The organism is Mesorhizobium sp. L48C026A00 (assembly GCF_000502375.1).
GTDB lineage: Bacteria > Pseudomonadota > Alphaproteobacteria > Rhizobiales > Rhizobiaceae > Mesorhizobium > Mesorhizobium muleiense.
This window is the reverse complement of the sequence record NZ_AYWU01000010.1, coordinates 93,937-120,459: the sequence shown is the minus strand read 5'-3', so window position 1 is coordinate 120,459 and position 26,523 is coordinate 93,937. Positions and strand designations below refer to the sequence as shown.

The 26,523-nt window shown below is 62.9% G+C and carries 25 protein-coding genes; 8 read left to right on the top strand and 17 right to left on the bottom strand.

What is annotated here, in order from left to right:
* Positions 1-91: 91 nt before the first annotated feature.
* From X738_RS86095 to X738_RS60770, 3 genes are read right to left on the bottom strand one after another with little or no spacing between them, the layout of a single operon-like run.
* A complete protein-coding gene (locus tag X738_RS86095; RefSeq protein WP_023799867.1) occupies positions 92-229 on the bottom strand; it encodes a hypothetical protein in 138 nt (45 codons plus the stop codon).
* Positions 230-279: 50 nt separating this feature from the next.
* Entirely contained in the window at positions 280-528 is a 249-nt protein-coding gene (locus tag X738_RS60775) for a hypothetical protein (RefSeq protein ID WP_023799866.1), read from the bottom strand.
* Complete coding sequence (locus X738_RS60770) at positions 525-791, bottom strand: hypothetical protein (protein WP_023799865.1); 267 nt, start codon at positions 789-791, stop codon at positions 525-527. Before X738_RS60770 ends, X738_RS60775 begins: the two co-directional genes overlap by 4 nt.
* Before the next feature lie 383 nt (positions 792-1,174).
* Between X738_RS60770 and X738_RS60765 the strand changes: the two genes are divergently transcribed.
* Positions 1,175-1,369: a hypothetical protein gene (locus tag X738_RS60765; RefSeq protein ID WP_023799864.1), complete on the top strand. Its 195-nt coding sequence runs from the start codon at positions 1,175-1,177 to the stop codon at positions 1,367-1,369.
* A gap of 195 nt (positions 1,370-1,564) precedes the next feature.
* On the top strand, positions 1,565-3,199 hold the full coding sequence (locus tag X738_RS60760; protein ID WP_023799863.1) for a tetratricopeptide repeat-containing sulfotransferase family protein: 1,635 nt from the start codon (positions 1,565-1,567) through the stop codon (positions 3,197-3,199).
* Positions 3,200-3,206: 7 nt separating this feature from the next.
* On the opposite strand, the gene X738_RS60755 is transcribed toward X738_RS60760, so the two are convergent.
* The 6 genes from X738_RS60755 to X738_RS60730 form a co-directional block, all read right to left on the bottom strand.
* Positions 3,207-3,560: a DUF1428 domain-containing protein gene (locus X738_RS60755; protein ID WP_023799862.1), complete on the bottom strand. Its 354-nt coding sequence runs from the start codon at positions 3,558-3,560 to the stop codon at positions 3,207-3,209.
* Between the two features lie 186 nt (positions 3,561-3,746).
* Positions 3,747-4,175, bottom strand: coding sequence for a VOC family protein (locus X738_RS60750; RefSeq protein ID WP_023799861.1), 429 nt, complete (start codon positions 4,173-4,175; stop codon positions 3,747-3,749).
* A gap of 192 nt (positions 4,176-4,367) precedes the next feature.
* Entirely contained in the window at positions 4,368-4,553 is a 186-nt protein-coding gene (locus tag X738_RS60745; RefSeq protein ID WP_023799860.1) for a hypothetical protein, read from the bottom strand.
* A 104-nt stretch (positions 4,554-4,657) separates the two neighbouring features.
* Positions 4,658-6,187: an ABC-F family ATP-binding cassette domain-containing protein gene (locus tag X738_RS60740; protein ID WP_023799859.1), complete on the bottom strand. Its 1,530-nt coding sequence runs from the start codon at positions 6,185-6,187 to the stop codon at positions 4,658-4,660.
* Between the two features lie 367 nt (positions 6,188-6,554).
* Complete coding sequence (gene uvrB, locus X738_RS60735; RefSeq protein WP_023799858.1) at positions 6,555-9,767, bottom strand: excinuclease ABC subunit UvrB; 3,213 nt, start codon at positions 9,765-9,767, stop codon at positions 6,555-6,557.
* A gap of 111 nt (positions 9,768-9,878) precedes the next feature.
* On the bottom strand, positions 9,879-11,132 hold the full coding sequence (locus X738_RS60730; protein WP_023799857.1) for a hypothetical protein: 1,254 nt from the start codon (positions 11,130-11,132) through the stop codon (positions 9,879-9,881).
* Between the two features lie 156 nt (positions 11,133-11,288).
* On the opposite strand from X738_RS60730, the gene X738_RS60725 reads away from it, so the two are divergent.
* The 3 genes from X738_RS60725 (at position 11,289) to X738_RS60715 (ending at position 15,236) form a co-directional block, all read left to right on the top strand.
* The gene (locus X738_RS60725; RefSeq protein WP_031255239.1) at positions 11,289-12,320 is read left to right on the top strand and encodes a CapA family protein; all 1,032 of its coding nucleotides are present in this window, start codon (positions 11,289-11,291) and stop codon (positions 12,318-12,320) included.
* Positions 12,321-12,631: 311 nt separating this feature from the next.
* A complete protein-coding gene (locus X738_RS60720) occupies positions 12,632-13,588 on the top strand; it encodes a DUF3137 domain-containing protein (protein WP_036269880.1) in 957 nt (318 codons plus the stop codon).
* Between the two features lie 709 nt (positions 13,589-14,297).
* Positions 14,298-15,236, top strand: a complete 939-nt coding sequence (locus X738_RS60715) for a diacylglycerol/lipid kinase family protein (RefSeq protein ID WP_023799853.1) — start codon at positions 14,298-14,300, stop codon at positions 15,234-15,236.
* Positions 15,237-15,390: 154 nt separating this feature from the next.
* Here the strand turns inward: X738_RS60715 and X738_RS60710 are convergent, their stop codons facing one another.
* The 3 genes from X738_RS60710 to X738_RS0141870 all read right to left on the bottom strand — a co-directional run bounded on the left by X738_RS60710 (position 15,391) and on the right by X738_RS0141870 (position 18,863).
* Positions 15,391-16,602 (bottom strand): mandelate racemase/muconate lactonizing enzyme family protein, encoded by a 1,212-nt coding sequence (locus X738_RS60710; RefSeq protein ID WP_023799852.1) that lies wholly within the window; start codon positions 16,600-16,602, stop codon positions 15,391-15,393.
* Complete coding sequence (locus tag X738_RS60705) at positions 16,599-18,215, bottom strand: GMC family oxidoreductase (protein WP_031255237.1); 1,617 nt, start codon at positions 18,213-18,215, stop codon at positions 16,599-16,601. Before X738_RS60705 ends, X738_RS60710 begins: the two co-directional genes overlap by 4 nt.
* A gap of 168 nt (positions 18,216-18,383) precedes the next feature.
* The gene (locus X738_RS0141870) at positions 18,384-18,863 is read right to left on the bottom strand and encodes a GNAT family N-acetyltransferase (protein ID WP_023799850.1); all 480 of its coding nucleotides are present in this window, start codon (positions 18,861-18,863) and stop codon (positions 18,384-18,386) included.
* A 202-nt stretch (positions 18,864-19,065) separates the two neighbouring features.
* Here X738_RS0141870 and X738_RS60700 point away from each other — a divergent pair, with 202 nt between their 5' ends.
* Positions 19,066-19,461: an acyl-CoA thioesterase gene (locus X738_RS60700; RefSeq protein WP_023799849.1), complete on the top strand. Its 396-nt coding sequence runs from the start codon at positions 19,066-19,068 to the stop codon at positions 19,459-19,461.
* Positions 19,462-19,538: 77 nt separating this feature from the next.
* On the opposite strand, the gene X738_RS60695 is transcribed toward X738_RS60700, so the two are convergent.
* Entirely contained in the window at positions 19,539-19,907 is a 369-nt protein-coding gene (locus tag X738_RS60695) for a winged helix-turn-helix transcriptional regulator (protein ID WP_031255233.1), read from the bottom strand.
* Positions 19,908-19,999: 92 nt separating this feature from the next.
* Here X738_RS60695 and X738_RS60690 point away from each other — a divergent pair, with 92 nt between their 5' ends.
* Positions 20,000-20,605 carry an NADPH-dependent FMN reductase gene (locus tag X738_RS60690; RefSeq protein WP_023799847.1) on the top strand — a complete coding sequence of 202 codons (606 nt, stop codon included), beginning with the start codon at positions 20,000-20,002 and terminating at the stop codon, positions 20,603-20,605.
* An 81-nt stretch (positions 20,606-20,686) separates the two neighbouring features.
* Here the strand turns inward: X738_RS60690 and X738_RS60685 are convergent, their stop codons facing one another.
* Positions 20,687-21,124 carry a winged helix-turn-helix transcriptional regulator gene (locus X738_RS60685; protein ID WP_023799846.1) on the bottom strand — a complete coding sequence of 146 codons (438 nt, stop codon included), beginning with the start codon at positions 21,122-21,124 and terminating at the stop codon, positions 20,687-20,689.
* A 97-nt stretch (positions 21,125-21,221) separates the two neighbouring features.
* Here X738_RS60685 and X738_RS60680 point away from each other — a divergent pair, with 97 nt between their 5' ends.
* On the top strand, positions 21,222-22,202 hold the full coding sequence (locus tag X738_RS60680) for a quinone oxidoreductase family protein (protein ID WP_031255230.1): 981 nt from the start codon (positions 21,222-21,224) through the stop codon (positions 22,200-22,202).
* Between the two features lie 327 nt (positions 22,203-22,529).
* On the opposite strand, the gene X738_RS82730 is transcribed toward X738_RS60680, so the two are convergent.
* The 3 genes from X738_RS82730 to X738_RS60670 form a co-directional block, all read right to left on the bottom strand.
* Positions 22,530-23,171: a hypothetical protein gene (locus tag X738_RS82730; RefSeq protein WP_084833746.1), complete on the bottom strand. Its 642-nt coding sequence runs from the start codon at positions 23,169-23,171 to the stop codon at positions 22,530-22,532.
* A gap of 22 nt (positions 23,172-23,193) precedes the next feature.
* Complete coding sequence (locus X738_RS60675) at positions 23,194-24,522, bottom strand: hypothetical protein (protein ID WP_031255228.1); 1,329 nt, start codon at positions 24,520-24,522, stop codon at positions 23,194-23,196.
* A gap of 119 nt (positions 24,523-24,641) precedes the next feature.
* Positions 24,642-26,507, bottom strand: coding sequence for an adenylate/guanylate cyclase domain-containing protein (locus X738_RS60670; protein ID WP_023799842.1), 1,866 nt, complete (start codon positions 26,505-26,507; stop codon positions 24,642-24,644).
* Between the last annotated feature and the right edge of the window lie 16 nt (positions 26,508-26,523).

Here is a 26,523-nt window from a genome sequence, read left to right as displayed (position 1 = left end):
TCCAGCGGACCTTATAGGGCTTCGAAATTACATGATCTTTAATCCGGCCCGCGATGGCTGGATGAATGCAGGGCTGCTCATCCGTCCGCCGCTAGCCCTTTGACTTCGGTTTCAAACCGGCTTCCGCCTGCTTGACAGCCGAGCCGAAGGGCGAGGCCGGCTTTGCTGCCGTCTTGTCCTTCTTGGGCTTGCGTGTCTCGCGGTTGCTGCGCTGTTGACCCTTGGCCATTTCCTGGTCCCTCGTGATTGATGAACATGGTGGCGACGGTTGATGGGCGGCTAGCCGTTTGGATCGTTGGCCACTTCGAGATTGTCTTCCGTGGTGACCCGCTCATGGGTCTCCTCGTTGCTGCGGATGCGGTATTGCGGCGAGCCGTCCTTGACCGGCAGCTTGCTTTTGATCTGGAACAGCTCGGCGGTCTTCTGGACAAGGCCGGTGCGGCTCTTCATGCGAACGGTCTGGCCGATCGCGAAAAGATGCGCAGGCGTGTCGGTGCGCGGGCGCGCGTTCTGCTGGAAGCGGATCATGCGGCATTCTCCTGGTCGCGCCTCAGCGCGGTTTCGAGTTCGGCGAAGTCGATGGCGACCAATTGGCTGGTCTGGCTTTTCACCGTTCTCGCCGGCAAATGGATGAAAGTGGCGACACGGCGCCAGGCAAGCCACGAGATGCCATCGACAAGCTCCTCATCGTGGTCGATGTCGTAGTCGCCGGCCGGCAATTGTCCGTCCAGGCCGCCAATCATGAAGGGTGCCTCGAAATGCGCGATGGAATGGGTAGTTCGGCCAGACATTCTCGTGCCTCGAAGTGTCGTCTTGGATCCGATAGGGTGGTGCCCGCTTCGCGGCACCGGGACTTAAGGTCGTGGGTCCCTGTTCGGCAATTTGGGTATCGGCAATTTGGGTATCGGCGATCTGGAATGAGTTTGGCGGGTCGAGAACTTCTGACGCCGCGAGATGCCAAGCTTGGCCCAAAAAACGATCTCAATTCATTAATCCCAAAATGCGGTTTATTCAAGAAGATTCCCGCCCGTCGCCGACCTCGTCGTAAATTTACTTTTCTAGGGCTATTTGGGAAATGGTGATACGGTCCGGAAACTTCACAAGAATTGTTTGAGATTGTGCCGGAAAAATTCATCCCGGCATCGATTTTTATTTACATCTGAAAGGAAAAATCATGTTTTCCGTGAAAACACCTGATGGTTCGACCGTAACCATCAAGCCGATTGTCAAGCAGATCGCCGGGCCTGCGAAAGTCGTGTCGGCACGGCTGACGATACGAAGTGACGAGGCAGCCAGGCGCAGGATCGCCGATACCGACGGCACGCTGCGGCGGGCCAGACAGGTTGCGGAGACCAACCGCCTGATCTGACCTGGCCGGGCCATGAACCAAGGATTTCCGGCAAGCTGGCCTGAGAACCCTTGAACCTGCCGCGCCGATGGCCTAGATCGCGGCAGGCGGACAAAACACGGCAGGTTTCCCATCAACAGAGATCCGAGAAGACCGGCAGGCGCGGGCGGCAATTTCGGCTCAGGCGGACAGCCGCCGCTGGGGCTCGACCAGCGCGTGCAGCAGGCACTGCAATTGCATCAGGCGGGGCGCCGGCAGGAAGCCGAGATGCTCTACCGGCAGGTGCTGGCGCAAAAGGCCAATCATGCGGCGGCAGCACATTTCCTCGGTTTGCTGCTGCACCAGACCGGGCGTAGCGCCGAAGGACTTGATCTCCTCGAGCAGTCGGTGCGCCTGCAACCCAAGAATCCAGATTTCCTCAACAATCTCGGCACGGTGATGCGCGACCTCGGCCGTGTCGGTGCAGCCGTCGATTTCTTCCGTGGCGCGGTGGCAATCCGGCCGGAGCAACTCGCGGCGCGCGACAATCTCGGCTCCTCGCTGAAGCAACTCGGCCAGTTCGAGGGCGCGGAGGAGATCTATCGCGGCACCATCGGCCGCAACCCGTTCCATGTCCGCGCCCGCATCGGGCTTGCCGAAACGCTGCAGGAGGCTGGGCGGCTCGACGAGGCGCTCGCCGTCTTCCGCGAAGCATTGGCAATTCGGCCGAAGGACGCCGACCTGCTGCACGGTCTGGGCGTCGGGCTGATGGAGAAGGGCAGCCTCGCAGAGGCAGCGGAGCATTTCCGGCAGGCGCTGGCGGTCGATCCCGGCGTGGCCAGGGCCTGGCTGATGCTCACCCAGGTCAAGCGCCAGCAGGAGCGCGACGCCGAGCTTGCCGGGATGGAGGCGCAGCACGCCAAGGCGCCGGAAGGCAGCCTGGCGCGTATGCAGCTTTCGTTCGGCCTCGGCAAGGCCAATGACGACCTCAAGGATTATGGCCGTGCCTTCGATTATTTCGCCGAAGGCAATGCCATCCGCCGCATGGGCATCGACTATGATGCGGACAAGACACGCGCCGAATTCGAAACGATGAAGGCGGTGTTCGACAAGGCCTTCTTCGACAAGCACAGACCGAGCGGGATTGCCGACGACACGCCGATCTTCGTCGTCGGCATGCCGCGCTCCGGCACCACGCTGGTCGAGCAGATCATCGCCAGCCATCCGCAGGTCTATGGCGCGGGCGAGCTCGGCATATTGAAGACGGCGGTGGGAAAACAGTTTCCGCCTGGTATGAAGGGAGGTTTCCCCAGCGGGATCGCTGACCTGCCCGACAAAGCCTTTGCCGAGGCAGGCCAGGCCTATCTGGACCTGCTGCACGCCCGCTATCCGGGTTTCCGGCATGTCACCGACAAGATGCCCGGCAATTTCCTTTTGGTCGGCTTCATCCATCTGATGCTGCCCAAGGCCAAGATCATCCATTGCGCGCGCGACGCGGCGGCGACCTGCCTGTCGATCTACAAGGTGCATTTCCGCGGCGACAGCCACCGCTACGGCTACGACCTCGGCGAGCTTGCCGATTTCCACAATCTCTACACCGACATCATGGCGCATTGGCGCACCGTTTTGCCTGATGTCGTGCATGATGTGCGCTACGAGGATTTCGTCGCCGACCAGGAAGCGCAGACGCGGGCGCTGATCGCCTATCTCGGCCTGCCATGGGACGATGCAGTGCTGTCGTTCCACGAGACCGACCGGCCGGTGCGCACGGCGTCGGCGGCGCAGGTGCGCCAGCCGATGTACCAGGGCTCGGTCGATCTGTGGAAGCGCTATGGCGACCGGCTCAAGCCACTGCTCGACCGGCTGGCGTAATGCGGGCCTACAACTCAATGAAGGGCTGAAAGCCGCCGAAGATCATGCGCTTGCCGTCGAACGGCATCGCCGACCAGTCGGACTTCAGCCGCTCATCGGCCATGACCTTGGCCATCACCGCATCGCGGCTCTGCCGCGATTCATAGACGACCCACGAGAAGACGACGATCTCGTCGTCCTTGGCCTGCACGGCGCGCGGGAACGAGGTCATTTCGCCATAGGGCACGTCGTCGCCAATGCACTCGACATAGGCGAGCGCGCCATGCTCCATCCAGACGGTGCCGCCCAGCTGCGCCATTTTCTTGTAGGCATCGAGATTCGCCTTGGGTACGGCGAGAACGAAACCATCAACATAGGACATTGTGGGTTCTCCTTGTTGGATTTTCCTTCTCCCCTTGTGGGAGAAGGTGGCCGAGCGAAGCTCGGTCGGATGAGGGGTGTTCCAGGGAAACACCAACGTCTCGTTTCTTCCAGCACCCCTCATCCGTCTCGGCGCTGCGCGCCGATCCACCTTCTCCCACAAGGGGAGAAGGAAGAAACGGTGGCGCTACGCCGCCTTTACTGGCGCGTTCATCGCCCACTCCACGCCGAAGGGATCAGTCAACTGACCCCAGCGATCGCCCCAGAACATCACCTGCAGCGGCGTGCCGACCTTGCAACCGGCATCGATGGCGCGCTGCCACCAGGCGTCGATCTCGTCGCTGCCGAGATGCAGCTGCATGGTGAAGCCCTGCGGCTTCACCGGGGCCATTCCGTGCTCGGGATAGAAGTCGGAAATCATCAAGGTCGAACCGTTGATGTGGAGATGGATGTGCATCGTCCGGCCCTGCTCGTCCGGCGGGTAGAAGAACACCTGCTCGGCGCCGAACGCCTTCTGATAGAATTCCGAAGCCTTAAAGGCGCCGTCCAGTTGAAGGTAGGGCGTCAATCCGCCGAGGACTTTCGCTTTAGGCTGGGTTTGGGGCTGGTCGTTCATCTTTTTGCTCCTCTCTGGGTTTGGTTTGACCTTGCGGACCACAGGACGAATGAAGCGGCGGCGATCCTACACGTCAGATGCTTTTTTTAATGCCGGGACCAGATGCGCCGGGCCGTCGGCGGTTGGAGTGACCCTGGGCGACGCGCAAGGCTTATGACGGCGCCGCTGCGGCCGGTTGGTCTCTTCAACTTATCATCTTGCCTCGGACAAGGAGATTGCAATCCGGCGGCTGTTTTGCGCGTCGACGACGATCTCCGGCCAGCCGATGTCCTTGCGCAGTTCGATCGGCAATGAAAGCAGGGCGCGCTCGCTGCGGTAGCGGGCGCGAGCCGCCGAGTAACGGGTCGCGATGCGACCTACGGACGACAGAATGGACATGATGCTCTCTCCTCGATTGGCGCCGGCATCACCGTGTCGGCATCCCAAGGACGTGGCACGCGGCCATGATCCGACAGAGCGTCGGATTTTTTTGCCGCAAAGCTTCAACCGCCCGCTTCTGCCACCGATCGGAAGAAGTCTTCCGGGCTGTCGATCTCGGCCAGCCGCCGCTTCTCGATCAGCCAGAAACGGTTGCCGATCGCCCTGATGAAGGAGCGGTCGTGCGATGCCAGCACGCAACTCGCCTGATGGCCGAGCAATTCTGCCTCCAGCGCTTCCTGGCCGTCGATGTCGAGATGGTTGGTCGGCTCGTCGAGCAGGTAGAAATTGGGATTGGCGAGCCTCAGCGCTAGCATCATCAGCCGCGCCTTCTGTCCGCCCGACAGCACGCCGATCCTGCGCTCCTGCATGTCGATACCGACGCCTGCGCCCGCCAGCAGCGAGCGGGCGCGCTGCTCGCCGACGTAGAATCTGCGCGAGAGCATCGCCAGCGGCGTGTCGTCGCCGCTGATGCCCGACAATGCCTGGTCGCTGTAGCCGAGCACCGTCGACGGCGTCACCTTCACGCCTTGTGTTGCCGTCTCTGGCTCGACGACGGCATTTCTGATCAGGCTGATCAGCCGCGACTTGCCGACGCCGTTGCGGCCGAGCAGCACGATGCGGTCGCCCTGGCAGATGTGGCGCTTGCCGGTCCTGAACAGCAGCGTGCCGTCAGGCGTTTCGACCGCCACGTCGTCAAGCGTGATCAGCACCTTGGCATGGGTGCCGCGATTGGCGAGCTTTATCGCGCCCGCCGATTTTTCGCGGTGCGCCGGCGCTGCGACCTCTTCGAGGCGCTGGGCGCGCTGGTTGAGCTGCTTGGTCTTGACCGTCAAAAGGTCGCTGCCCGAATTGATGCCGATGTTGTTGAGCTTGGCCGCCTGCCGGCGCAATTGCTGCGCCACCTTCATGTCGCGCTGGAACTTGCGCTCGGTCGAGGCGTCGACTTCGCTCAACGCATCGCGTGCCCGCGAATAGGGCAACGAAAATACCGGCGACTGTTCGGGGCGCAGGAACAGCGTCCGGTTGGTCGTTGCGTCGAGGAACGCCCGATCGTGGCTGGCGATCACCACCGGCGCCTCGCGCGGCAGTGCGTTCAGCCAGGTTTCGAGCTGGCTGATCTTGGCGAGGTCGAGATGGTTGGTCGGCTCGTCGAGAAGCAGGACATCGGGATCGGTGACCCAGACGCGTGCGATCAGCGCCAGCCTTTGCCAGCCGCCGCTCAAGGCCCGCATCGGCCGCTCGCGCATCGGCTGCGGCACGTCGAGTGAATCGAGAACGACATCGACGCGCCATTGCTCGCTTTCGGCCTGCTCGGCCGGCAAGGCGTCGGCCACCATCTGCTGAAAGCCATGCTCGGCCAGTGCTGCGGGAACGGCTTGCTCGACATAGCCGACGCGCAGGCCGCGCGTGCGGGTGATGTCGCCTGCTGTCGGCTCCACCTCGCCGGTCAGGCATTTCAGCAAGGTGGACTTGCCGCGGCCGTTGGCGGCGACGATGCCGAGCCGGTCGCCGGTGCCGATGCTGAGGTCAAGGTTGGAAAAGAGCGGCGCACTCATGGTGACGCCGAGGGACTTGAGGCTGATCAGGGCCATGTTGGTTTCTCTGGTCTGCCCGGAATAAAGGTCCGGTTCGATGCACTTTGACGGTGCGCAGGCAGGCCAGCAGGCTCGGCGTTACGGCACCACGAAGGCAGACCAAGAAAATCGAAGCGGGAGAACCCGGACCGTCTCTGGTCAGCCCTGCAAGCAAGCTCGCAGGGCAGGGGCAGGGCCGCGCTGACGGTGGTGGGAAAACAACACGCAGCCCTCCTTTCAAGACGTTCGAGTTGTAGAACTGGCTACACCAGGGGAGGGGCCGATGGCAAGGGGGCGTGTAAAAGTGAGCTAAGCGCTGAAGTTGCCAATCTCCCCCCCTTGTGGGGGAGATGTCCGGCAGGACAGAGGGGGGCGCGAAGGAACGCTACCGCCCCGGCCGGCCGGTCTTGCCGGGTCGGCGCTTTTCACGGCGGGCATCGGCCGGATCCTCGTAAGAGCCGATGCCAGCGCGCTGGCGGATAACTGGTTTGGCCGAATCGTCGCGTTCCTCCGCGCCCGTTTGGCGGGAGATCGGCTGTGGCTTGGCCGGCACTTTGCCCTCAACAGGCTTTTCAGTCCGTCGCACCGTCATTTCATCGAGCGAGTTCTTCTTGAACAGCGGCTTGGTCGGCTCGCCGGGGATGCCGAAATCGGAGCCGTGCGCCTCCTCGGCCGACTGTTTCTTGAACAGCGAGCGTGACACCGCCCCGGCGGGCGTCGGCATGTCGGTGCCCGGACCCATCGCATCGAGCGAAGGCTTGGCGAATAGCGGCTTCTTGACCGGCACGGCCCCGTCGGCGCCCATCTCGTCGAGCGCGGGCTTGCGGAACAGCCCCTTGCCGTCGTCATCCACCGTGCGGTGGATGACGCGGCCCTTGTTGTGCTTGCCCTTTTCGCGGCCCGAAACCGGGCTTTCCATGTCGGCATATTTGGCCAGCGGATCGTCGGAGATGGACAGTTCCATCTCGCGCAGCCGCTTGATCTCGTCGCGGATGCGGGCTGCCTTCTCGAAATCGAGATTGGCGGCTGCGTCGCGCATCTGCTTGTCCATCGCGTCGAGATGGGCTTTCAGATTGTTGCCCATCATCGCGCCGGCGCTGTCGGTGAACTGCGAGATGTCGGCGCGGACGTGGTCCTTCTCGTAGACCGAGTCCAGGATGTCGGAGATGCGCGACTTGACCGATTCCGGCGTGATGCCATTGGCCGCGTTCCACTCCATCTGCTTTTCGCGACGGCGGTTGGTCTCGGCCATCGCCCGCTCCATCGAGCCGGTGACCTGGTCGGCGTAGAGGATGACCTTGCCGTCGACGTTTCGGGCCGCGCGGCCGATGGTCTGAATCAGCGAGGTTTCGGAGCGCAAAAAACCCTCCTTGTCGGCATCGAGAATGGCGACGAAGCCGCATTCGGGGATGTCGAGGCCTTCGCGCAAAAGATTGATGCCGACCAGCACGTCGAAGGCGCCGAGGCGCAGGTCGCGCAGGATCTCGATGCGCTCCAGCGTGTCGATGTCGGAGTGCATGTAGCGGACGCTAATGCCCTGCTCGTGCAGATATTCGGTCAGGTCCTCGGCCATGCGCTTGGTCAGCACGGTGACCAGCGTGCGGTAGCCGGCTTTTGTCGTTTCGCGGATTTCGCCGACGACGTCGTCGACCTGGGTCTTGGCCGGGCGCACCTCGACCGGTGGGTCGATCAGGCCGGTCGGGCGGATGACCTGCTCGGCAAAGACGCCGCCGGACTGCTCCATCTCCCAGGCGCCGGGCGTCGCCGAAACCGCGACCGAAAGTGGGCGCATGGCGTCCCATTCCTCGAAACGCAACGGCCGGTTGTCCATGCAGGACGGCAGACGGAAACCGTACTCGGCCAGCGTCGCCTTGCGGCGAAAGTCGCCGCGATACATGCCGCCGATCTGCGGGATGGTGACGTGGCTTTCGTCGATGAAGACCAGCGCATTGTCGGGGATGTACTCGAACAGGGTCGGCGGCGGATCGCCCGGCTGGCGGCCGGTGAGATAGCGCGAATAGTTCTCGATGCCGGCGCAGGAGCCGGTGGCTTCCAGCATCTCGAGGTCGAAGCGGCTGCGCTGCTCCAGCCGCTGCGCCTCGAGCAGGCGTCCGGCGCGCTCGAGTTCGACCAGCCGCTGCTTGAGCTCTTCCTTGATCGACTTGATAGCCTGATTCAAGGTCGGGCGCGGCGTCACATAGTGCGAATTGGCGTAGATCTTGACGCTCTTCAATTCGCCGGTCTTCTGGCCGGTCAGCGGGTCGAATTCGGTGATCGCCTCGATCTCGTCGCCGAACAGCGAAATACGCCAGGCGCGGTCCTCAAGGTGGGCCGGAAAAATCTCGATCGTGTCGCCGCGCACGCGGAACGAGCCGCGGACAAAGTTGATGTCCTGCCGCTTGTATTGCTGGGCGACGAGATCGGCGAGCAGCGCGCGCTGGTCGAGCCGGTCGCCGATCTGCATCTGGAAGGTCATCGCCGTGTAGGTCTCGACCGAGCCGATACCGTAGATGCAGGACACCGAGGCGACGATGATGACGTCGTCGCGCTCCAGCAGCGAGCGCGTCGCCGAATGGCGCATGCGATCGATCTGTTCGTTGATCGAGGATTCCTTTTCGATGAAGGTATCCGTCCGGGGCACATAGGCTTCCGGCTGGTAGTAGTCGTAATAGGAGACGAAATACTCGACGGCATTCTCCGGGAAGAATTTCTTGAACTCGGAATAAAGCTGCGCGGCCAGCGTCTTGTTGGGGGCGAGGATCAAGGCAGGGCGCTGCGTCTCCTCGATCACCTTGGCCATGGTAAAGGTTTTTCCCGAGCCGGTGACGCCGAGCAGCACCTGGGTGCGGTCGATGTCGTTGACGCCCTCGACAAGGTCCTTGATCGCCGTCGGCTGGTCGCCGGCCGGCTCGAAATCCGACACCATCTTGATGGCAATGCCGCCTTCGGATTTTTCGGGCCGGGCTGGGCGATGCGGCGTCCACAGCACGCCGTCCTTGTGCAGCGGGTTGCCGGACTCGATCAGCGCCGACAGCGCCGCCACGGTGGCGGTGACGCCGCCGGAGGCCATGGTCTCGGCTTCCTCCAGCGAAACATCGAGGCCGGCAACCGGATTGAGGCCGGCCGCGGTTCGCTCCCGCGCCGAAGCCGCGCCGCCCATGGAGGTGCCGCGCGCCGTGCGGCCAGGGGAAGAGGAGCGTTCAGGGATCTTTTTCGCCTTGGCGACTTCCCTTCCCCTTGAGGGGAGGGTGGCGGCGGAGCCGCCGGGTGGGGTCGGTGCGGCCGGGCTCGACGTGCCCTCATGTTGAGCGCCTCCTTTGCCGACCCCCTCTGTCGCCTTCGGCGACATCTCCCCCTCGAGGGGGGAGACTTGGCGCCCTTCCTTTTCGGCTTCCTGCTCGATCTGCTCGGCCCAATCGGCGATCGAGCCGGTCAGCGGCGTGCCTGAGAATTCGGTCTGCGGCGCCTCGGCAAAGCCGCCCTTGTGCAATGGCTCCGACGCATCGAGGAAATCGGTCAACGGGCTGCGCCGCTTGGGCGGCGAAGCACGATCGTCACGCGCCGGCGGCGGCGTCTTTTTGTCAGGAAGTTTGGCCATGCCCCGAATATGGGAGGTATCGGCCAAAATGGAAAGAGCGGAGTGGCCAGGGGCGCGAGAGGAAACCAGGCTGCTGACACAAGGGTGTCAGGAGCGATGTCGAACGCGCCCTCAGTTGAACCACAGCGCAAAGGTCAAAAACCCGGCGCCGTCGAACTGGCGCCGGATCTGGTCGAACTCTTCGCTGGTGAGAATCTTTCCGCTGTCGAGATAGGGCGCGATGGCTGGGCCGGTGATCGACAGCACCAGGTCGAAGGGCTTTGGCTCGTCGAAGAAGCGCTTCATGTTGATGCCTTTGTCGGCGAAGCGGAAATGCGGCAGCAAGGTGCGGCCTTCGAGCAGGTCCTCGGCCATATCAAGCGCGGCGTGCCAGGCCTGGACCTGCTCCTCGCCGACCTCCAGGCCGGTGAGCGGGCTGGCGCCTTTCTGTTGCGGGCCGGGCAGCCATTCACGGTCGTTGTCGGTCTCGGCGCGGATCGCCTTCCAGTCTTCGCGGGACAGCCGGATCATTTCCATGAGATGGCGGCGCGCCGCGTGGCGGCGCTCCGGCTCGACCACCGGCCAATTGACCAGATGAACCAGCGAGATGAAGTCGGCGATGCGCCACTCGGCCGACAACATGCCGCCGCTCATGCCGCCGTCCGGCGGCACGAGCGTGTCCTGCAGCGGCAGTTTTGCGCGCGGAAACAGCATGTGGAACGAGCCGTCGAAGGCGTTGCTGAAGTCATGCGCCAGCCAGAAATCCGCCTGCGCCATCAGGAATTCGGCATAGCCCTGCAGCCAGTAGCCATCGGCGCGGTCGAAGCGGAAGGTGAGGGCGGGTGCGGCCGGGTCTGGCGCACCGCCGCCGCGTGACAGGGACGCCATGATCGCGGCGGCACTTTCGTCCGGCGCGATCTGGCCGTCCTCGTTGAGGTCGATGCCGAGACGGGTGAGGTCGACCTCGATGCCGATGTCGGCATCGGCAGGCACGGATCCAAGCGTGGCTGCGGACTTTTCCAGCCGATCGCGGAAGGCGACCAGGATGGCGCGGAAGCCGTCGTAGGTCAGTGGCGCGGGATTGGGATTGTCCGGCACCGGCAGCCGCATCAGCGGCAGCATGAACGATTGCGGGCTTTCGAAACCGTGGCGGTGCAGGCCGCCGGCCAGGATCTCCAGCGCGGTGAAGAACTGGCCGGCGCCGGTGGCGTAGGCCGACGCAGGATCAGTGGGCGCAGCGGCTTCCAGCGCAGCAAGCGTGCTGTCGCGGTCGGCTACGGTTTTTGCCTCGAACAGGGCGGCCGGTTCGGGGGCCGCGGCACCGGCGGAATCAACCGGCAGCAGCAGAAGAAGGGCGGATGCCAGCAGGCTCGAAAATCGCGTCATCTTGGTCTTCCTGTATGCTGTTCGGCGGCAACAATATACGCATCTTGTGTGTTGCGCCTACTGCTGGGCATCTGGCCGCACGATTGCGAACGGAGGCGCTTCGCTATATCGGGCGCATCGTCTACCGTGGCCGTTCATCCCGGTGCAGGGCTGCGCGTGTCGAACTATCCGCTTTCCTACAAATTGTCCTGGCTGCCACGCTTCTTGAAGCCTTCGCTCAGCGGCGATCGCCAAGGCTTTGCGCCAGCGGCAGGAAACATGATCGAGCCGCCACCGGCGCGGACGGTGCGGCTCGCCTTTGTCGGCGATATCTCGGCGGTGGCCAATCGTAGCGCGCCGCAATGCGACCCGGCGATCGCCACGCTGCTCGGCTCCGCCGATCTGGTGATCGGCAATTGCGAAAGCCCTGTGGTGGAGCGACCGAGCGCGGCGATGGGCACGAAGCTTGGCACCCGTCATGCCATGACCGAGCGGTTTCTTGCCGAGGCGCTGGCCGCCGTGGGCATCTCGCGCGATAGGCTGGTGTTGTCGCTCGCCAACAACCATGCGCTCGACCAAGGCGTCGAGGGTTTTGACGAGACCGTGGCAGCGCTGGAACGGCTTGGCATCCGCAGCATCGGTACCGCGGCCGCCGGTCCGGTCGAACGCGTCGCAGTCGGGCCGCTGACAATAGGCTTCGCCGCCTTCACGCTGTGGCGCAACGCCGGCGCGGCGGCGTTCGCCGGCCGAGTGTCGATGCAAGGCGAGCCGGCACGATGGCCGCGCCGCGACGCCGTCGACCTTACCTGCGCCGTGCCACATTGGGATTGGGAGTTCCGGCATTTTCCGCAGGCTGAAACGCGCGTGCTGGCCCGGCGTTTGGCCGCGCAGGGCGTCGGGCTGATCGCTGGCCATCATGCCCATGTCGTGCAGCCGGTGGAGCGGATCGGCAAGGCGCTCGTCGCCTATGGCCTCGGCGATTTCCTCGGCACCGCCTTTGCGCGGCAGCCATGGCCCGGCCGCATTGGTAGCATCCTGACCGTCGATATCAGCGCCGACGCCGGCAAGCGTGGCGCCATTGCCGCCTACCGGCTGCATCCGTTCATGCGGCTGCGCGCCGGCGACCATGAGCGGCTGCTTCCGGTTGAGGCGCTGGAGGACCGAATGCGCAGCAAAGTCGAAGGCCGGTTGACTGCGATTTTTCCGTAGTGCCGTAAGTGACGACTAGTCGCACGTTGCTTATCGCACAAGTATGGCGCTGCCCCTCATTGTCCTGCCGGACATTTCTCCCCGTAAACGGGGAGAAAGGCGCCGTCATTTGATGACTTCGCGAATCACCGCCTCGCCGAACGAGCGCCAGCGCAGCGACAGCGGGCTTCTCCCGTTCACGGGGAGAAGGTGCCGGCAGGCGGCTGAGGGGCAGCGCAAACATCTGCTTGAGAAGCGCTGCCTCTCAGTGCTGTAGTCGAGATGTCGATAAAATCGGCTATCATGAGTTTGTTAGGAGGCGTGGGATGGCGATGGAAGCAGCGGATTTCATGCCTGATGAAGCTGACATCGCCGGCATCAAGAGCAATCTGGCGGCCTACGAGGCCGAAAGGGCTTCGGCCTACCGGCAAGTCCGCTGGCGGGTGCCGCTGTTCATCGGACTGGTGCTGGTGTTCGTGGCGCTTGTCGCCTGGCTTTTCAACAGGATCGCCGATCCCTACGAGCAATGGCTCTCGACGCCGCATGTGTTGCTCTATGTCGTAGGGCTGGTGGCGGCGATCCTGCTCTATTTCCAGGCGATCAAGCCGGCGAGCAGGTTGCAGCACCGCAAGACACTGCTGCCGATCATCTTCGGCTTCATCAGGGACATGCGCTACCAGCATGAGGTGACGCCGAATTCGTTCGACCGGCTACCGCGCGAGACGATCGGCACGTTCAACACCAAGCGCTTCGACGACATCGTATCCGGCCGCTACGAGGGATTTCCGTTCGTGCTTTACGAAGCCGATCTCCGGCAAGGCACGGGCACGATAGCATTCAAGGGGATCGTCGTTGCGTTCGAGACCATGGTGCCGTTCCCCGGCATATTGGTGGCGGCGCGCCGGACTGAGTTGGCTGTCGGGTTCTTCCGCGGCATGTTCGCCAGCAAGATGCAGGAATTGTCATGCGGGGTGCCCGAGCTCGATGCTGCCTACGACTTCCGCACCGACAATGTCGAAGCGGCGCAGCCGCTGGTGAGCGGCCGGCTGGCGCAGGCACTGACATGGCTCAAGGAGACATGGCCTGATGATCCGGCGCGGGTCGCGCTCAATGGCAGCGACGGCTTTTTACTCCTGCCGCAGACGAGGAATTTTTTCGAGCTGCCTGATATCTCGGTGCCGCTCGACTACGCCAAGCACGTCGCGCCTATCATTGCCGACATTGGGGCGATGCTGGCGACGGCGGCGCTGGTGCGCAAGATCGGCGCAACGGACGCGGCGGCGGGTTAGCCCGAACTTGAGGTCTGCTGCCAGCTTCTGAATCAACACCAGGAAGCTTCGCTCCGGTCGAACCGCGTGAGACAGGCAGTCAAATCGCGAGAGAAGCCCAAAAAACAGTCGGCGCCGGGATTTCTCCCAGCGCCTCCCTGTCAGATCAGGACACGGTCGCGGCAGCAACTTCCGTAAAGACGTCGCGCCATGCCGGCCTTGATGTTGACGGTCCTGCCAGCCACTGCCCGAGGGCAGCGTCCGTTCGGGACCTCGCCAGTCTCCACCCTTGCAAGCTTCGTCCAGCGCGCCATCGAAGGTTTTTGCCTTCCTTCATGGCAGCATCGGTCCGCCGTAGGCGTTCGCACGCTTTCCGCGGCCCCGTAGTCTCGGTCCTCAAAACAGGCAAGCCTGCGTTCGGGGCCGTACGGGCCTCAGGAAATCTTCCGTTTCGCTTCGCCTTTCGACTTGGCAATCGGTAGCCGCCTGAGATGGGTTTAATGTACGGGAGATAAGCGTTCGGCGAAACGGCTGCGAGCCTGTGGATTGCGGGATTACCGGGGATCAGCGCCTGCATCGGCGCGTTTATTTTGCCGAGATGCGGGGCGGGACACGCCCATCCTGCGGCGAGCTGCAGGATTCTGCCCTTGCCCCACACTGCGGCGCGGGCTTCAATGCCGGCGAAGGATTTTAGGACGGCAGTGTCGTTGCTGTCCTTGGGAGGACATTCTTGAAGGTCGGGGTGGTTCTCAATCCGATTGCCGGTGGCGGCTGGCTCAAGCGGCATTGGCCCGAGGTCAGCGCTTCGCTCAGGAAACATTTCGGCGATTTCGAGCTGCGCGAGACGCAGGCGACCGGCGACGGCGAAAGGCTGGCGTTGGTCCTTGCCGCCAGCGGCTGCGACCTGGTGATCGCGGCGGGCGGCGACGGCACCGCCAGCGAAGTCGCCGACGGGCTGCTGCAGGCGTTTGCGGAAAGCGGCCGGACGGCCGAACTCGGCCTGCTGCCTTGCGGCGCCGGCATCGATTTCGCCCGCGGGCTCGGCCTTTCGGACGAGGTCGACCTGACGCTGAAGCGCATCGCCGAGGCCAAGGCCCGCCGGGTCGATGCCGGCCGCATCTCCTATGTCGACGACCATGGCGCGCTGGCCAGCCGCCATTTCATCAACATCGCCAGCCTCGGTCTCTCGGGCGCCACCGACCGCGCGGTCAACGCCGACAAGCGCAAGGGCAATGTGTCGGCCAAGGCGCTGTTCTACTGGCGCACCGTGTGGGAATTCATGCGCTACCGGTTCCAGGACGTCGTGATCACCGTCGACGACGGCGTCCCGGTCGAGGCGCGCGTCGCGCTAGTGGCGGTGGCCAACGGAAAATTCTTCGGCGCCGGCATGATGATCGCGCCGGATGCCGAACTGGACGACGGCCAGTTCGACATCGTCATCCTGCGCGCGGCTGGCAAGCTGAAGCTGATCTGGGACATCCGTCTGCTCTATGGCGGCCGGCATCGCAACCATCCGGCAATCACCATTTTGCGCGGCAGGAAAGTCGTTGTCGAACCACTCGGCGATGTGCAAAAGAACGGCGCTCTGGTCGACATAGACGGCGAGTCGCCGGGGCGCATACCGGCGACCTTTGAAATCCTGCCCGGCGCGCTGACGCTGAGGTATTGAATCAAGCTGGTTGAGACCTTGGTTCCGGTCGCTTCGATCGTGATTTAGTCGACCAGGACAACATGCTGGAATCGCTTGACAATTACATGACGGCTGAGATCGGAGCTTGGCCTGGGACCCCGCTGGCCGATGAACGCGTGACTCTTGCGCGCGCTCACGGCGTCAACGGCGTCTGCATCATCTGCAGATGCAGGTCCGTGCCGGTCCAGGGATGCGCTTCGCAGACGGCTTCGTCGAGCTCGACGCCAAGGCCCGGCTCCTTCGACGGAACGACGTTGCCGTCCTGCCACTCGATCTTCTTCTTCAGCAGTTTTTCGTGAAAACCGTCCCACTGCTTCAGCGATTCCAGGATGAGGAAATTGGGCAAGGTCACGGCAAGCTGGATGTTGGCCGCGCCGACGATCGGCCCGCAATAGCAGTGCGGGGCGACCTGGATGTGATAGGCCTCGGCCATGGCGGCGATCTTCTTGGTTTCGAGAATGCCGCCGGAGCGGCCGAGGTCGGGCTGCAGAATGGTCGCGGCGCGGTTCTCGATGACGCGGGCAAACTCGAACTTGGTCGTCAGCCGTTCGCCGGTGGCGATCGGGATCGACGTGCCGCGCGCCACCTGCGCCATCACTTCGGGCATGTCGGGCGGCACCGGCTCCTCGAACCACAGCGGGTCGTAAGGTTCGATGGCGCGGGCCATGCGCAGCGCGCCCGATGCGGTGAACTGGCCATGCGTGCCGAACAGGATGTCGGCCCTTGTGCCGACCGCCTCGCGGATCGCCTTGATCATGCGGGCGGAGAGATCGATGTCGACGAGGCGCGGCTGGTGACCGTCAAAGGCGGTGTAGGGGCCGGCCGGATCGAGCTTGACGGCATTAAAACCCTGCTCGACATATTCGAGCGCGCATTCGGCCGCCAGGTCGGGGTCGTTGTAGACGTTGTTGCCGCGGGCATCTTCCGAATGGACGCTGCCGCTGTGTGGATAGAGGTAGGTATAGGAACGCAGCGTTTCGTTCACCTGGCCGCCGAGCAGCTTGTAGACCGGCCTGCCGGCCTCCTTGCCGATGATGTCCCAGCAGGCGATTTCGAGCGCCGAAAAACAGCCCATGCCTGACACGTCGGGGCGCTGGGTGAAGCCCGACGAATAGGCGCGGCGGAAGAAGTTCTCGATGTCGTGCGGATCGCGGCCGATGAGATAGCGCTCGGCCATGTCCTCGATCATTCTTGCGGTGACATGGGCCGAGAAGGTGGCGTTGTAGGCCTCGCCATAGCCGACGACGCCGCCGTCGGTGGTGAGCTTGACGAAGATGAAATACTTGCCGCCGATGCCGGGCGGCGGATTGCCGACAACCCAGGTTTTGACGTCGGTGATTTTCATTTTTGATCCTCCAGAACCAGTTCGGCGCCCTTCCATCCGGTCATGATCGCGGCGGCGTTGGTGTTGCCGGTGATGTTATCGGGAAAGATCGAGGCGTCGATAACCCGCAAGCCGGCGAGGCCGTGAACCCGCAGGCGCGGGTCGACGACAGCGGCGGTGGCGTCCGGCCCCATGCGGCAGGTCGAGACCGGGTGGTAGACAGTGCCCGAGCGCTTTCTGAAATCCTGGATGATATCCGCGTCGGAGGTGATTGACGGGCCCGGCAACACCTCTTCCTCGATGATCTCGGCCATTGCCGGCATGGCGGCGATCTTCCGGATGAACTTCACCGCCGCCAGCATCTCGGCGACATCAGCCTCGGTCGAAAAGGCGTTGGCGACGATCTTCGGATAGTCGCGCGGATTGGCGGAGCGGATCATGATCTCGCCACGGCTCGATGGACGGCAGTTGGACAGGCCGATGGAAAAGCCCGGCCACGGATCGGGCGTCAGGATCGGGCGCTCGCCGCTCTTCGGAATGACGGTCGAGAATGCCTGGAAATAGAGCTGCATGTTGGGCCGTGCCGTCGCCGGATCGGTGCGGAAGAAGCCGCCGGCATTGTTCATCGACAGCGACAGCGGGCCGGAGCGCATCAGCATGTATTGCATGCCGACCATGAGCTTGCCCCACCACGGGCGCAGGATCTGGTTGAGCGTCGGCAGCCTGCCCCTGAAGGTGTAGTTGATGCCGACATGGTCCTGCAGGTTCGCGCCGACATTCTCGTTGGCGTGGACGACGGCAATGCCGAGGGCGCCAAGGATCGCCGAGGGACCGATCCCGGAAAGCTGCAGCAATTGCGGCGAATTGATCGAGCCGCCCGACAGGATGACCTCGCGGCCGGCGCGGGCGGTTTTCGTCTCACCGTTCTGCAGGTACTCGATGCCAACGGCGCGCTTGCCCTCGAACAGGATCCTGGTCGCCAGCGCATTGATCTCGACGCGGAGGTTTTTGCGCTTCATCGCCGGGCGCAGGAAGGCGCGGGCGGCCGACATGCGGCGGCCGTTCTTGGTGGTGATCTGATAGATGCCGGCGCCCTCCTGGGCGGCGCCGTTGAAATCCGGATTGAACGGCAGGCCGGCCTGATTGGCGGCCGCCAGATAGCGCTTGGTCAGCGGATGGACTGCGGTCGAGCAGTCGGTGATATGCAGCGGACCGCCAACCCCGCGCCATTGATCGGCGCCGGCCTGATTGTCCTCCAGCGCCTTGAAGACGGGCAGCAGGTCGTCGAAGGCCCAGCCGGGATTGCCGGCCGCTGCCCAAGCGTCGAAATCCTCGCGCGCGCCGCGGATCCAGACCATGGCGTTGATCGAGCTCGAGCCGCCGAGCAACCTGCCGCGCGGCCAATGGTCGACACTGCCGGCGAGGCCGGGGTCCGGCTCGGTCTTGTAGTTCCAGTTGACCGCAGGGTCGAAGAAGGTCTTGCCGTAGCCGAGCGGCATCTGGACGTAGAAACGCCGGTCGCTGCCGCCGGCCTCGAGCACCAGAACCGAGAAGCGGCCGGAAGCCGACAGTCTTTCGGCCACGACCGAGCCGGCCGAGCCGGAGCCAACGATGATGAAATCATAGGTCTGCATGATGGCTGCGGCCGGCTCCGAATTCTCGCTCAACCTAGACGCCGCAAGCCGCCGCGATCACCGGAGCTTCCGGCATCGCCTGTGAAAAAAGCGACCGGCACTTCATTTGCAGTTGGTGTCCTGCCCGAAGCGGCCTTTGCCTTTGCCGCGTGGCCAAGCGGTCCAGCATTACACGCCATCATCAGCATTTTGCGTGAAATCATAACGCATGATCGGGCGGGCTGGCACCCTGCGGGCGACGACCCTGAACCCGGCGCGAGCGAAGGTGGAGGCGTATCCGCTGCCGGAAGCGCTCGGCGATACGCCGGCATCAAAAGGATAGGCCTCGAGTGCAGGGGCGTTTGCGCGCCTTGCAGCTTGCAGCGCCGCTGCGATCAGGTGAGACGTGATGCCTTGCAGGCGGTATTTTTTTCGCACGTAGAGGCAGGACAAGGACCAGACCGGCGCATCATCCACTCGCTTGAGCTGCCACAGCCGATCGAGCCAGGGCACGGCATCTCTGGGCGTCACCTGACACCAGCCGACAGCAGTAGCGCCGTCGAAAGCGAGTACGCCTGGAGGCGGACCATGCTCGACGGCTTGTCGGAACGCAGCCTTGTTTTCCTCGCCTGGTCGCTTTCGATAAGAACTGCCGATCCGCCCGTACATACACCAACAGCGACTGCAGACGGCGCTCTCACCGAACAGCTCCTCGAGCGCGGGCCATAGATCTGATGTCAGAGGGCGAGAGGTAAGTTTCATGTCAGCTGCCTTTCTCAACTCGCTGTGCGCAGTCTAGCACCTGGCAGCGCGTTGACGCATCGGTGCCATCCCGATACGGGAGAAGATCGATATCGAGGGGATTTGGCGCATGGTGCATTACGCGAACGGGCGGCCGATTGGCGATCTGACGCTCAGGACCTTGGCCATGCCTTCGGACGCCAATGCGGCGGGCGACATTTTTGGCGGCTGGGTGATGGCGCAAATGGACCTGGCCTGCGGCATCCGCGCCGCCGAGCGCGCCAAGGGCCGCGTGGTGACGGCAGCGGTGAAGGAAATGTCGTTCGCCAAGGCGATGAAGATCGGCGACACGCTGTGCATCTATACGCATGTCGAGCGCGTCGGCCGCACCTCGATGACGCTCAAGGTCGAGGCATGGGCGCAGCGCTACCTCTCCGACCTGATGGAGAAGGTCACCCACGCCGACTTCGTCATGGTGGCGCTGGACGGCGAAGGAAAGCCGAAGGCCGTTCCGGCGGAAAGCTGACTTCCCTTCTCCCACAAGGGGAGAAGGGACGGCGAGACAAGCGGCTCGCTGCTGCAAACCCTTGCAGCGCAAGAGTTTCAGGCATGAAGCCCATCGAACCTCGCGCGAGCGGCCTTGACCCGCTCGGTGTTCTTGCGCGCCCATTCGCCGAGCGCGCCGACCGGCACAAGCAGCTCGTAGCCAAGGTCGGTCAGCTCATAGTCGACGCGTGGCGGAATGGTCGGAAACACGGTGCGGGTGACGAAGCCGTCGCGCTCCAGCCCGCGCAACGTGGTGGTCAGCATCTTTTGCGAAATGCCGCCGACGGCGCTGCGCAATTCGTTGAAGCGCAGCGGCCCGTCACCGAGCTTGCCGACGACGAGCACCGTCCATTTGTCGCCGACGCGCTGCAGGATTTCCGAGATGGCGCGGCAGTCCTCGGTGCGGTGCGGGTGCCTTGGTATCAAAAAGGTGCCTCCTTGCGCCTCGTCGGCGCAGTCACTCATATAGCTCAGGTATCTAAACGATACCAGAAATTCGCCTGAAGGAGAGCCCCTCTATGTCCAAACCCAAAATCGCCATTGTCGTTGGTTCGACCCGCGCCGCACGCTTCGCCGACGTTCCGACCCAGTGGATCGCCAAGATCGCCAAGTCGCATGCCGACATCGACGTGGAGGTGGTCGACCTGCGCGACTTCCCGCTGCCGTTCTTCGACGAGGTCGCTTCGTCCGCCTGGGCGCCGTCGCAGAATGAAGTGGCAAAGCGCTGGCAGAAGAAGGTCGCCGAATTCGATGGCTTCATCTTCACCGCCGCCGAATACAACCATGGCCCGACCGCCGTGCTGAAGAACGCGATCGACTACGCCGCCAATGAATGGAACAAGAAGCCGGCCGGCTTCGTCGGCTATGGCAGCGTCGGCGGCGCGCGTGCCGTCGAGCAGCTGAGGCTGCATGCGGTCGAGCTGCAGATGGCGCCGGTCAAGTCGGCAGTCCATATTGCCTGGGGCGATTTCCTTGCCGTCCGGCAAGGTGAAAAGAAGCTCGAGGAGCTCGAGCACCTGAACCAGGCGGCGACCACGCTGGTCAACGACGTTGCATGGTGGGCCAAAGTGCTGAAGGCGGCGCGCCAGGCCGACGCGGTGGCCGAGGAAGTCAAGGCGGCCTGAACCGCAGACCAGGACAATCCTCCCAAGGGTTCCCGGGGCGGCGCTTGCGTCGCCCCTTTTGATTCAGGCGATAGCTGGTATTCAGGCGATGGCTGGCTGCCGCGCCTGCCGAGGCCTGATGATACAGTCGGCGAGGCGGTCCATCTCGTTCAACTCATCCGCATGGTGCTGGCCCCACTCACAGAGCGTCAGAAGGATAGGCTCGAGGCTGAGGCCGAGGCGCGTCGCCGAATATTCGACGCGTGAGGGGATCTCGGCAAAGATCTCGCGTCTGACAAGGCCGTGTTCCTCCATTTCGCGAAGCTGCTGGATCAGCACTTTCTGGGTGATATCAGGCACCAGCGTCTTCAGCGCCGACAGCCGCCGGGGGCCGTCGAAGAGATGGTAGAGAATGACAGCCTTCCATCGGCCCGAGATCACCTTCAGCGCGCGTTCCGCCGGCAGCAGCGGCAGTCTCTTGGTTGGCAGCCTTTTGGTCGGCAGCCTTTTGGTCTGCCCCGTTTTGGTCGGCATGGCCATGGTCACCTCCTGGTCAGCAGGGGACAAATGAGTGTGTAGTCGCGATCAGGCAGATAGTGGCAAACAGCAGCCGATGCCATAGCGATGGATGCATGCCATGAGAGCCATTCAACTGAACCGTTTCGGCGGTCCCGACGTCCTGGACGTCGTCGAGATGCCGAAGCCAGAGCCGCAAACAGGCGAGGTGCTGATCCGCGTTCATGCGGCCGGCGTGAATTTCTTCGAAGTGTTGATGCGCGGGGATCGCTACGCGGTGACGCCGCAATTGCCGATGGTTCTCGGCGTCGAGGCTGCCGGCACCGTGGAGGCGCTTGGTCACGGGGTCGACATCTCGCTGACCGGGACACGTATAGCTGCGCCGCTGTTCGCTTCGAAGCGCCCGTTTGGCGGCTATGCCGACTATGTGACGATCGATGCAAAGTTGGCCGTGCCTTTGCCCGATGCGCTTCCATTCGAAGACGCGACGGCTTTGATGGTGCAGGGACTGACGGCTTTTCATCTGCTGCGGCAAAGCCCGCCAGCCGGCAAATCGGTGCTGGTCACTGCAGCTGCAGGCGGTGTTGGCTCCCTGCTGGTCCAACTCGCCAAACGCCAGGCCGCCAGCAACGTGATCGCGGTCGCCGGCAGCAGGGTCAAGCTCGACCTTGCCCTGTCACTTGGCGCCGATGCCGCGGTCGATTACAGCACGTCGGATTGGCCCGCGCGAGTGCGGGAGGCGGCTGGCGGCGCCGGCGTCGATGTCGTCTACGACATTGTCGGCGGCGCGATGACGGCGGCATCGCTGGAGGTTCTCGCGCCAGGTGGAGAGCTGGTCTTTGCGGCGCTGGGCAGATACGCAATCGGCGCTGCGCAACTGGAAGCGATGATCACCCGGAATCAGTCCCTGCGAGGTTTTGCCCTGCTTCCGCTGCTCTCCGCCGACGGCCTCAGGGCCAGCCTGTCGGAGCTTTTCCAACTGGCCGCCGGCGGCCAGCTTGCCGTGACGCAAGGCGGCCGCTATCCGCTCGACCGGGCCAACGAAGCGCACCGCCTGCTGGAGGAGCGCCGCTCGACCGGCAAGGTCGTGCTGATACCTTGAGTGGTGGTCGATTAACTGCGCACAGGCTCCGTGCAATGCGTGTGCTCAAATCGTGGGAACAGCGCCAGGAGCCGACTTCTGGCGGGCCGGATTGCAGGCGGTGAAGGCCCTTCTAAATGACTATTAAACCTTGTGCGGCGTCCTCTATATTGCCATTCAATTTGATCACAACCCAGCGTACCTTATTCGCATCGTTGTCCGCTCATCGCCAACAATGTCAAAGTATCCAATGCCCCCTTGACGATTTTAACAGGGCTTACTTCCAGATAATCTATATCTACAGCCATATGAAGTTCCTCCCTTGTTCCTGCCTCATGTTCGACGAGATCAATCTAGATCGCCTGCTTTTCGTGGCGTCCATCCGCTTGATCTTGCCACCACGCCGCCCGATCTACCCATGCTGCCACCGGATCTGCCCATGACGCCGCCCGATCTACCCATGCCGCCGCCCGACCTGCCCATGCCTCCGCCATGGGCCTCTCCAGATAACAGGATTTGCTCGAGTGACCCCGTCTCTGCGTCCAACCTGAGCGAATGGTCACTCTTGTCGTAAATCCATACTTTCATGTCCTTGGAGAAAGCCCCAATCTGAAAGCCGAGACCCGTTCGCGCACTGGAGCCGGGAACTCGGGACAGTCTTTTGTACGCAACTTCGTTGTCGGCATCGGTCGGGGGAGGGTCGTCGGGGTCGAGGCCAGCCCCATGGACGAGAAAAATCGCTGGCGGAGCCAGTTCATAAAATGCTCCTTCAAAGGAAAAAGAAAAAATCCGTGCCAAACGCGCGTCAGGGTGTTCCTTCCCATCGGGATCAGCAACATGTTCGAGCTGGCGTCGCAGAAAATTGTTGTTTCCTAGGCTTGGTACCTGCAAGTTACCGTATATGCCGCCTCCTTTCAAAATCACGTCTTCAAGCAGCCGACCAAACAGATATACAGACGATACGCCAAGTAGTGTTTCATTATCTGACATCTTCCTCTCCACTCATTATTATCTAGCTAGACATCGACCTCGCTAACAGAACTCTTTCTCGATAACTCATCTTCGGAAAATTAGATATATCTCTCGGCAGCAAGGTGCGCGCCGAATGGGAATGGCCGCGGCGCGGCCTATTGTTGATCCGCCTGCCAGCGTGCAGCTCGCCGATGCCCCGACGCCTGAAATTGCGATCGATGAGCCTTGCGAACTCACCCCCCGTTTCCACCTCGTCGACGGCGAGCATCGCCCTCGCGACATCTCCATAGTCCAGAAAATCGGGCCCCAGAGCCCATAGGGTTTCGGCGAGATACATCCCGACGACGTCGCGCGCATCGAGCAGCGCCTCGCGGAAGCCGTCAGTCCGGCGGGCGAAAGCGCGGTCGAAGGCGTCCTGCAGCGGCGCCCGGGCCACCGGATCGGCTTCGGCGACATCGGCGAGATTCTCGACCTCGGGCGAGATCAGGCCTCGTGCCACCAGGCTCTCGTGAAAGATATCGACCAGGATGTCGAATATCGCGCCGGTGAGCGGCTCCGACAGGTCATGCTCGTTCTTCCAACCGTGAACGAATTCGGCCATCGTCCGTTGGTTGTTCGCCAACCTTATCTGACTATGCGGCGAAAATTCCGAAAAGCGCGCGAGACGGTTGGCGAGATAGAGGTTGCCGCGCGTCTCGTCCAGCACATTGCTGATCACCGACGGGAAATGCATGGCGGCGATCAGCGACACGCAGTCGGAGAAGGCTTCCTGGAAGCCGACATATTCGGGGAACTCTTTGCCCAGGCCCGGCACGCCCAGCACGGCGAAGGCTATAGCGTGGCCGACCTCGTGAGCGATGATGTCGAAGTCGAGGCTGAAAGGGAGAATGCTTCCGTCCGTCTCGAACTGGCTGCCCACTTCGAGATAGCCGTAGCCGAACTGCGCATTGTTCCACGTCGGCAGAATCGAGATTTCCAGACGCTCATGGTGATCGCGGAAATGCCATGCAACCGACTGGCCGAGATAGCGTTCCCACACATCGAGCGTGAACCGCACGGAGCCGAAGAGATGCGCGGCCTCGAAGCCGGGCATCGATGGCTGGTAGTGATCGAAATTGCCGCGCTCGTCGGGCACTGCCGGCGCGAGGATATTTCCTGTCCAGGGCGGCAGATAGATGAACGGCGTTCCCAAGGGCGCGCGGTTCACGCCATAGGGCATGGTCTTGCCGACCGGCTCCACGACATACATTCGATCGTCCGACGGGCCGACACCGACGCTTCCTAGAGGCGATGAAACCGTGACGATTTCAGGGCACGCTCGAGCGTCCTCGAACGGAGGCTGGACAAAGAGCCTGAACCGGGTCGCCATCCCATTCCCCCACGACCTATATTAGCTTAGCATAAATTAAGATTCGTTGCTTGGCGAGAACTTCGTAAGCAACGCAAGCCTTTTGTCTGTCGGGTCTGCGAACGCGCCCCGGCCCCGCCCTATTCCGTGAGTTCTATCAGCCTGGGATAGCGCGGGTGGCCGCGAATGGGCTCGAAATCGGAGTCGTTCTTGAACCACAGCTTCATTTCCGTGCCGACCTGAGGCAACCAGGCCTCCAGCAGGTCGATCGACCGGTCGCTCTCGCCCAGCAGCGCATAGGTGCAGGCGGCATTGTACTGGATGTTTATGTCGCCGGTTTCGGTCGCAAGGGAGCGCTCGAGCCATGCCAATGCTCGATCGTGCTCACCGAGGAAGGCGAGCATGATCGCGCCAAGGCATCCGACATTGGCATTCTCCGGGTGGTGCCTTAGCTCCTCCTCGGCCTTCTCTATCGCGATCCGCGCATAGTTTTCGGCTTGATCGTTCTGCCCGAGCGAGCGGAAGACGTTCACGAGCATAACCGGCGCACCATAGTCCGTCGGCTTGATCTCCATTGCCCTCAGGAAATACGTCGCTGCCAGTTCGAACTGACCCCGGGTCACGCAGAACTCGGCATAGTACCGATTGGCCTCATGGCAGTTAGGATCGATGGCCAAAGCCCGCTCGAAGGCGGCAACCGCCTCGGCGCGGCGACCAGCGCCCGAAAGGGCGTGCCCCATGGCCGCATACGCTTCTGACAGATTGGGGTCGATAGCCAACGCCTTTGCTGTGGTTGCCAGAATATCCTCGACCTGAATGTCGAAGCCAAATTGCGAGCGGAGCCGTGTGTTGCAGACCGCGATGCCGGCATAGGCTCGAGCATAGCTCGGGTCGAGTTCGATAGCCCTGGCGAAACTTTGCCTGGCCATCAGGTGGTTTGCCTTCGACGCGATGTGGTAATACTCGCGGCCTCTCAGATAATGCGTATAGGCTTCGACATTTTCGGTCGGCGCTTGCTCGATCGCCTTCTTCTCCTCGGGAAGGAGTTTGACCTTGAGCTGCTCGACGACTGCCTTGGCGATCTCGTCCTGCACGGCGAAGATATCGGTGAGGTCGCGGTCGTAGCGGGCAGCCCAGATGTGGCCGTCGCTCGCCCCTTCGGTCAGTTCGGCATTGATCCTGACGCGGTTCCCGGCTTTGCGGACGCTTCCCTCGACCACATAGGCGACACCGAGTTCACTGGCGATGTGTTCCAGGTTCAGGGCGCGGCGCTTGCAGGCAAAGACGGTGTTGCGGCTGAGCACGAAGAGGCCAGAAACGTTGGACAGGTCCGTGATGATGTCCTCGGTGATGCCGTCGCTGAAGAACTCCTGGTCGGGATCGTTGCTCATATTGGCGAAGGGCAGGACGGCCACCGAAGGCTTGTCGGGGCGCGTCCCAATCTCGCCGGTCCGCATTTCGCTGCGCGAGGCGACATTCCCCCAATTGGCGAAATAGAAATGCACCGGATGGGACATGTTCTTCACCGTCCTGGCACCCTGATCGGCGAAGTCCAGGTCGAGTTTGTTGCCGACCTCGTGGCGCACCGCCTCCGAACAGGCAATGCCGCCGGGTACGGCGAGACCTTGCAACCGGACTGCCATGTTCACGCCGTCGCCGTAAAAATCGTCGCCGTCGACGATAAGATCGCCGAGATTGATCCCCATCCGAAACTTGAAATGGCGGCCTTCCGGGATCCCGGCGTTGCGCTCTACCATCCCGCGCTGGATTTCTACGGCACAACGGGCTGCATTGAGAACGCTGCCGAACTCGACAAGTAAGCCGTCGCCCATCACCTTGAAGATGCGCCCGCCATGCTTGGCTACAGTGGGATCGAAGAACTCGCGGCGATGCTGGCGAAGCGCGCCGAGCGTTCGCTCTTCATTTGCTTCCATCAGGCGACTGTAGCCTACCACGTCGGCAGCCAGGATCGCCGCCAGACGGCGCTCAACCCGCTCCTCGGACATGCCGTCTCCGGAAAAC

Excerpts from the sequence above, each read along its gene's own strand:
- X738_RS86095 (WP_023799867.1), bottom strand. The coding sequence starts at position 229 with ATGGCCAAGGGTCAACAGCGCAGCAACCGCGAGACACGCAAGCCCAAG.
- X738_RS60775 (WP_023799866.1), bottom strand. The coding sequence starts at position 528 with ATGATCCGCTTCCAGCAGAACGCGCGCCCGCGCACCGACACGCCTGCG.
- X738_RS60770 (WP_023799865.1), bottom strand. The coding sequence starts at position 791 with ATGTCTGGCCGAACTACCCATTCCATCGCGCATTTCGAGGCACCCTTC.
- X738_RS60765 (WP_023799864.1), top strand. The coding sequence starts at position 1,175 with ATGTTTTCCGTGAAAACACCTGATGGTTCGACCGTAACCATCAAGCCG.
- X738_RS60755 (WP_023799862.1), bottom strand. The coding sequence starts at position 3,560 with ATGTCCTATGTTGATGGTTTCGTTCTCGCCGTACCCAAGGCGAATCTC.
- X738_RS60750 (WP_023799861.1), bottom strand. The coding sequence starts at position 4,175 with ATGAACGACCAGCCCCAAACCCAGCCTAAAGCGAAAGTCCTCGGCGGA.
- X738_RS60745 (WP_023799860.1), bottom strand. The coding sequence starts at position 4,553 with ATGTCCATTCTGTCGTCCGTAGGTCGCATCGCGACCCGTTACTCGGCG.
- X738_RS60740 (WP_023799859.1), bottom strand. The coding sequence starts at position 6,187 with ATGGCCCTGATCAGCCTCAAGTCCCTCGGCGTCACCATGAGTGCGCCG.
- uvrB (WP_023799858.1), bottom strand. The coding sequence starts at position 9,767 with ATGGCCAAACTTCCTGACAAAAAGACGCCGCCGCCGGCGCGTGACGAT.
- X738_RS60730 (WP_023799857.1), bottom strand. The coding sequence starts at position 11,132 with ATGACGCGATTTTCGAGCCTGCTGGCATCCGCCCTTCTTCTGCTGCTG.
- X738_RS60720 (WP_036269880.1), top strand. The coding sequence starts at position 12,632 with ATGGAAGCAGCGGATTTCATGCCTGATGAAGCTGACATCGCCGGCATC.
- X738_RS60710 (WP_023799852.1), bottom strand. The coding sequence starts at position 16,602 with ATGAAAATCACCGACGTCAAAACCTGGGTTGTCGGCAATCCGCCGCCC.
- X738_RS60705 (WP_031255237.1), bottom strand. The coding sequence starts at position 18,215 with ATGCAGACCTATGATTTCATCATCGTTGGCTCCGGCTCGGCCGGCTCG.
- X738_RS0141870 (WP_023799850.1), bottom strand. The coding sequence starts at position 18,863 with ATGTACGGGCGGATCGGCAGTTCTTATCGAAAGCGACCAGGCGAGGAA.
- X738_RS60700 (WP_023799849.1), top strand. The coding sequence starts at position 19,066 with ATGGTGCATTACGCGAACGGGCGGCCGATTGGCGATCTGACGCTCAGG.
- X738_RS60690 (WP_023799847.1), top strand. The coding sequence starts at position 20,000 with ATGTCCAAACCCAAAATCGCCATTGTCGTTGGTTCGACCCGCGCCGCA.
- X738_RS60685 (WP_023799846.1), bottom strand. The coding sequence starts at position 21,124 with ATGGCCATGCCGACCAAAACGGGGCAGACCAAAAGGCTGCCGACCAAA.
- X738_RS60680 (WP_031255230.1), top strand. The coding sequence starts at position 21,222 with ATGAGAGCCATTCAACTGAACCGTTTCGGCGGTCCCGACGTCCTGGAC.
- X738_RS82730 (WP_084833746.1), bottom strand. The coding sequence starts at position 23,171 with ATGTCAGATAATGAAACACTACTTGGCGTATCGTCTGTATATCTGTTT.
- X738_RS60675 (WP_031255228.1), bottom strand. The coding sequence starts at position 24,522 with ATGGCGACCCGGTTCAGGCTCTTTGTCCAGCCTCCGTTCGAGGACGCT.
- X738_RS60670 (WP_023799842.1), bottom strand. The coding sequence starts at position 26,507 with ATGTCCGAGGAGCGGGTTGAGCGCCGTCTGGCGGCGATCCTGGCTGCC.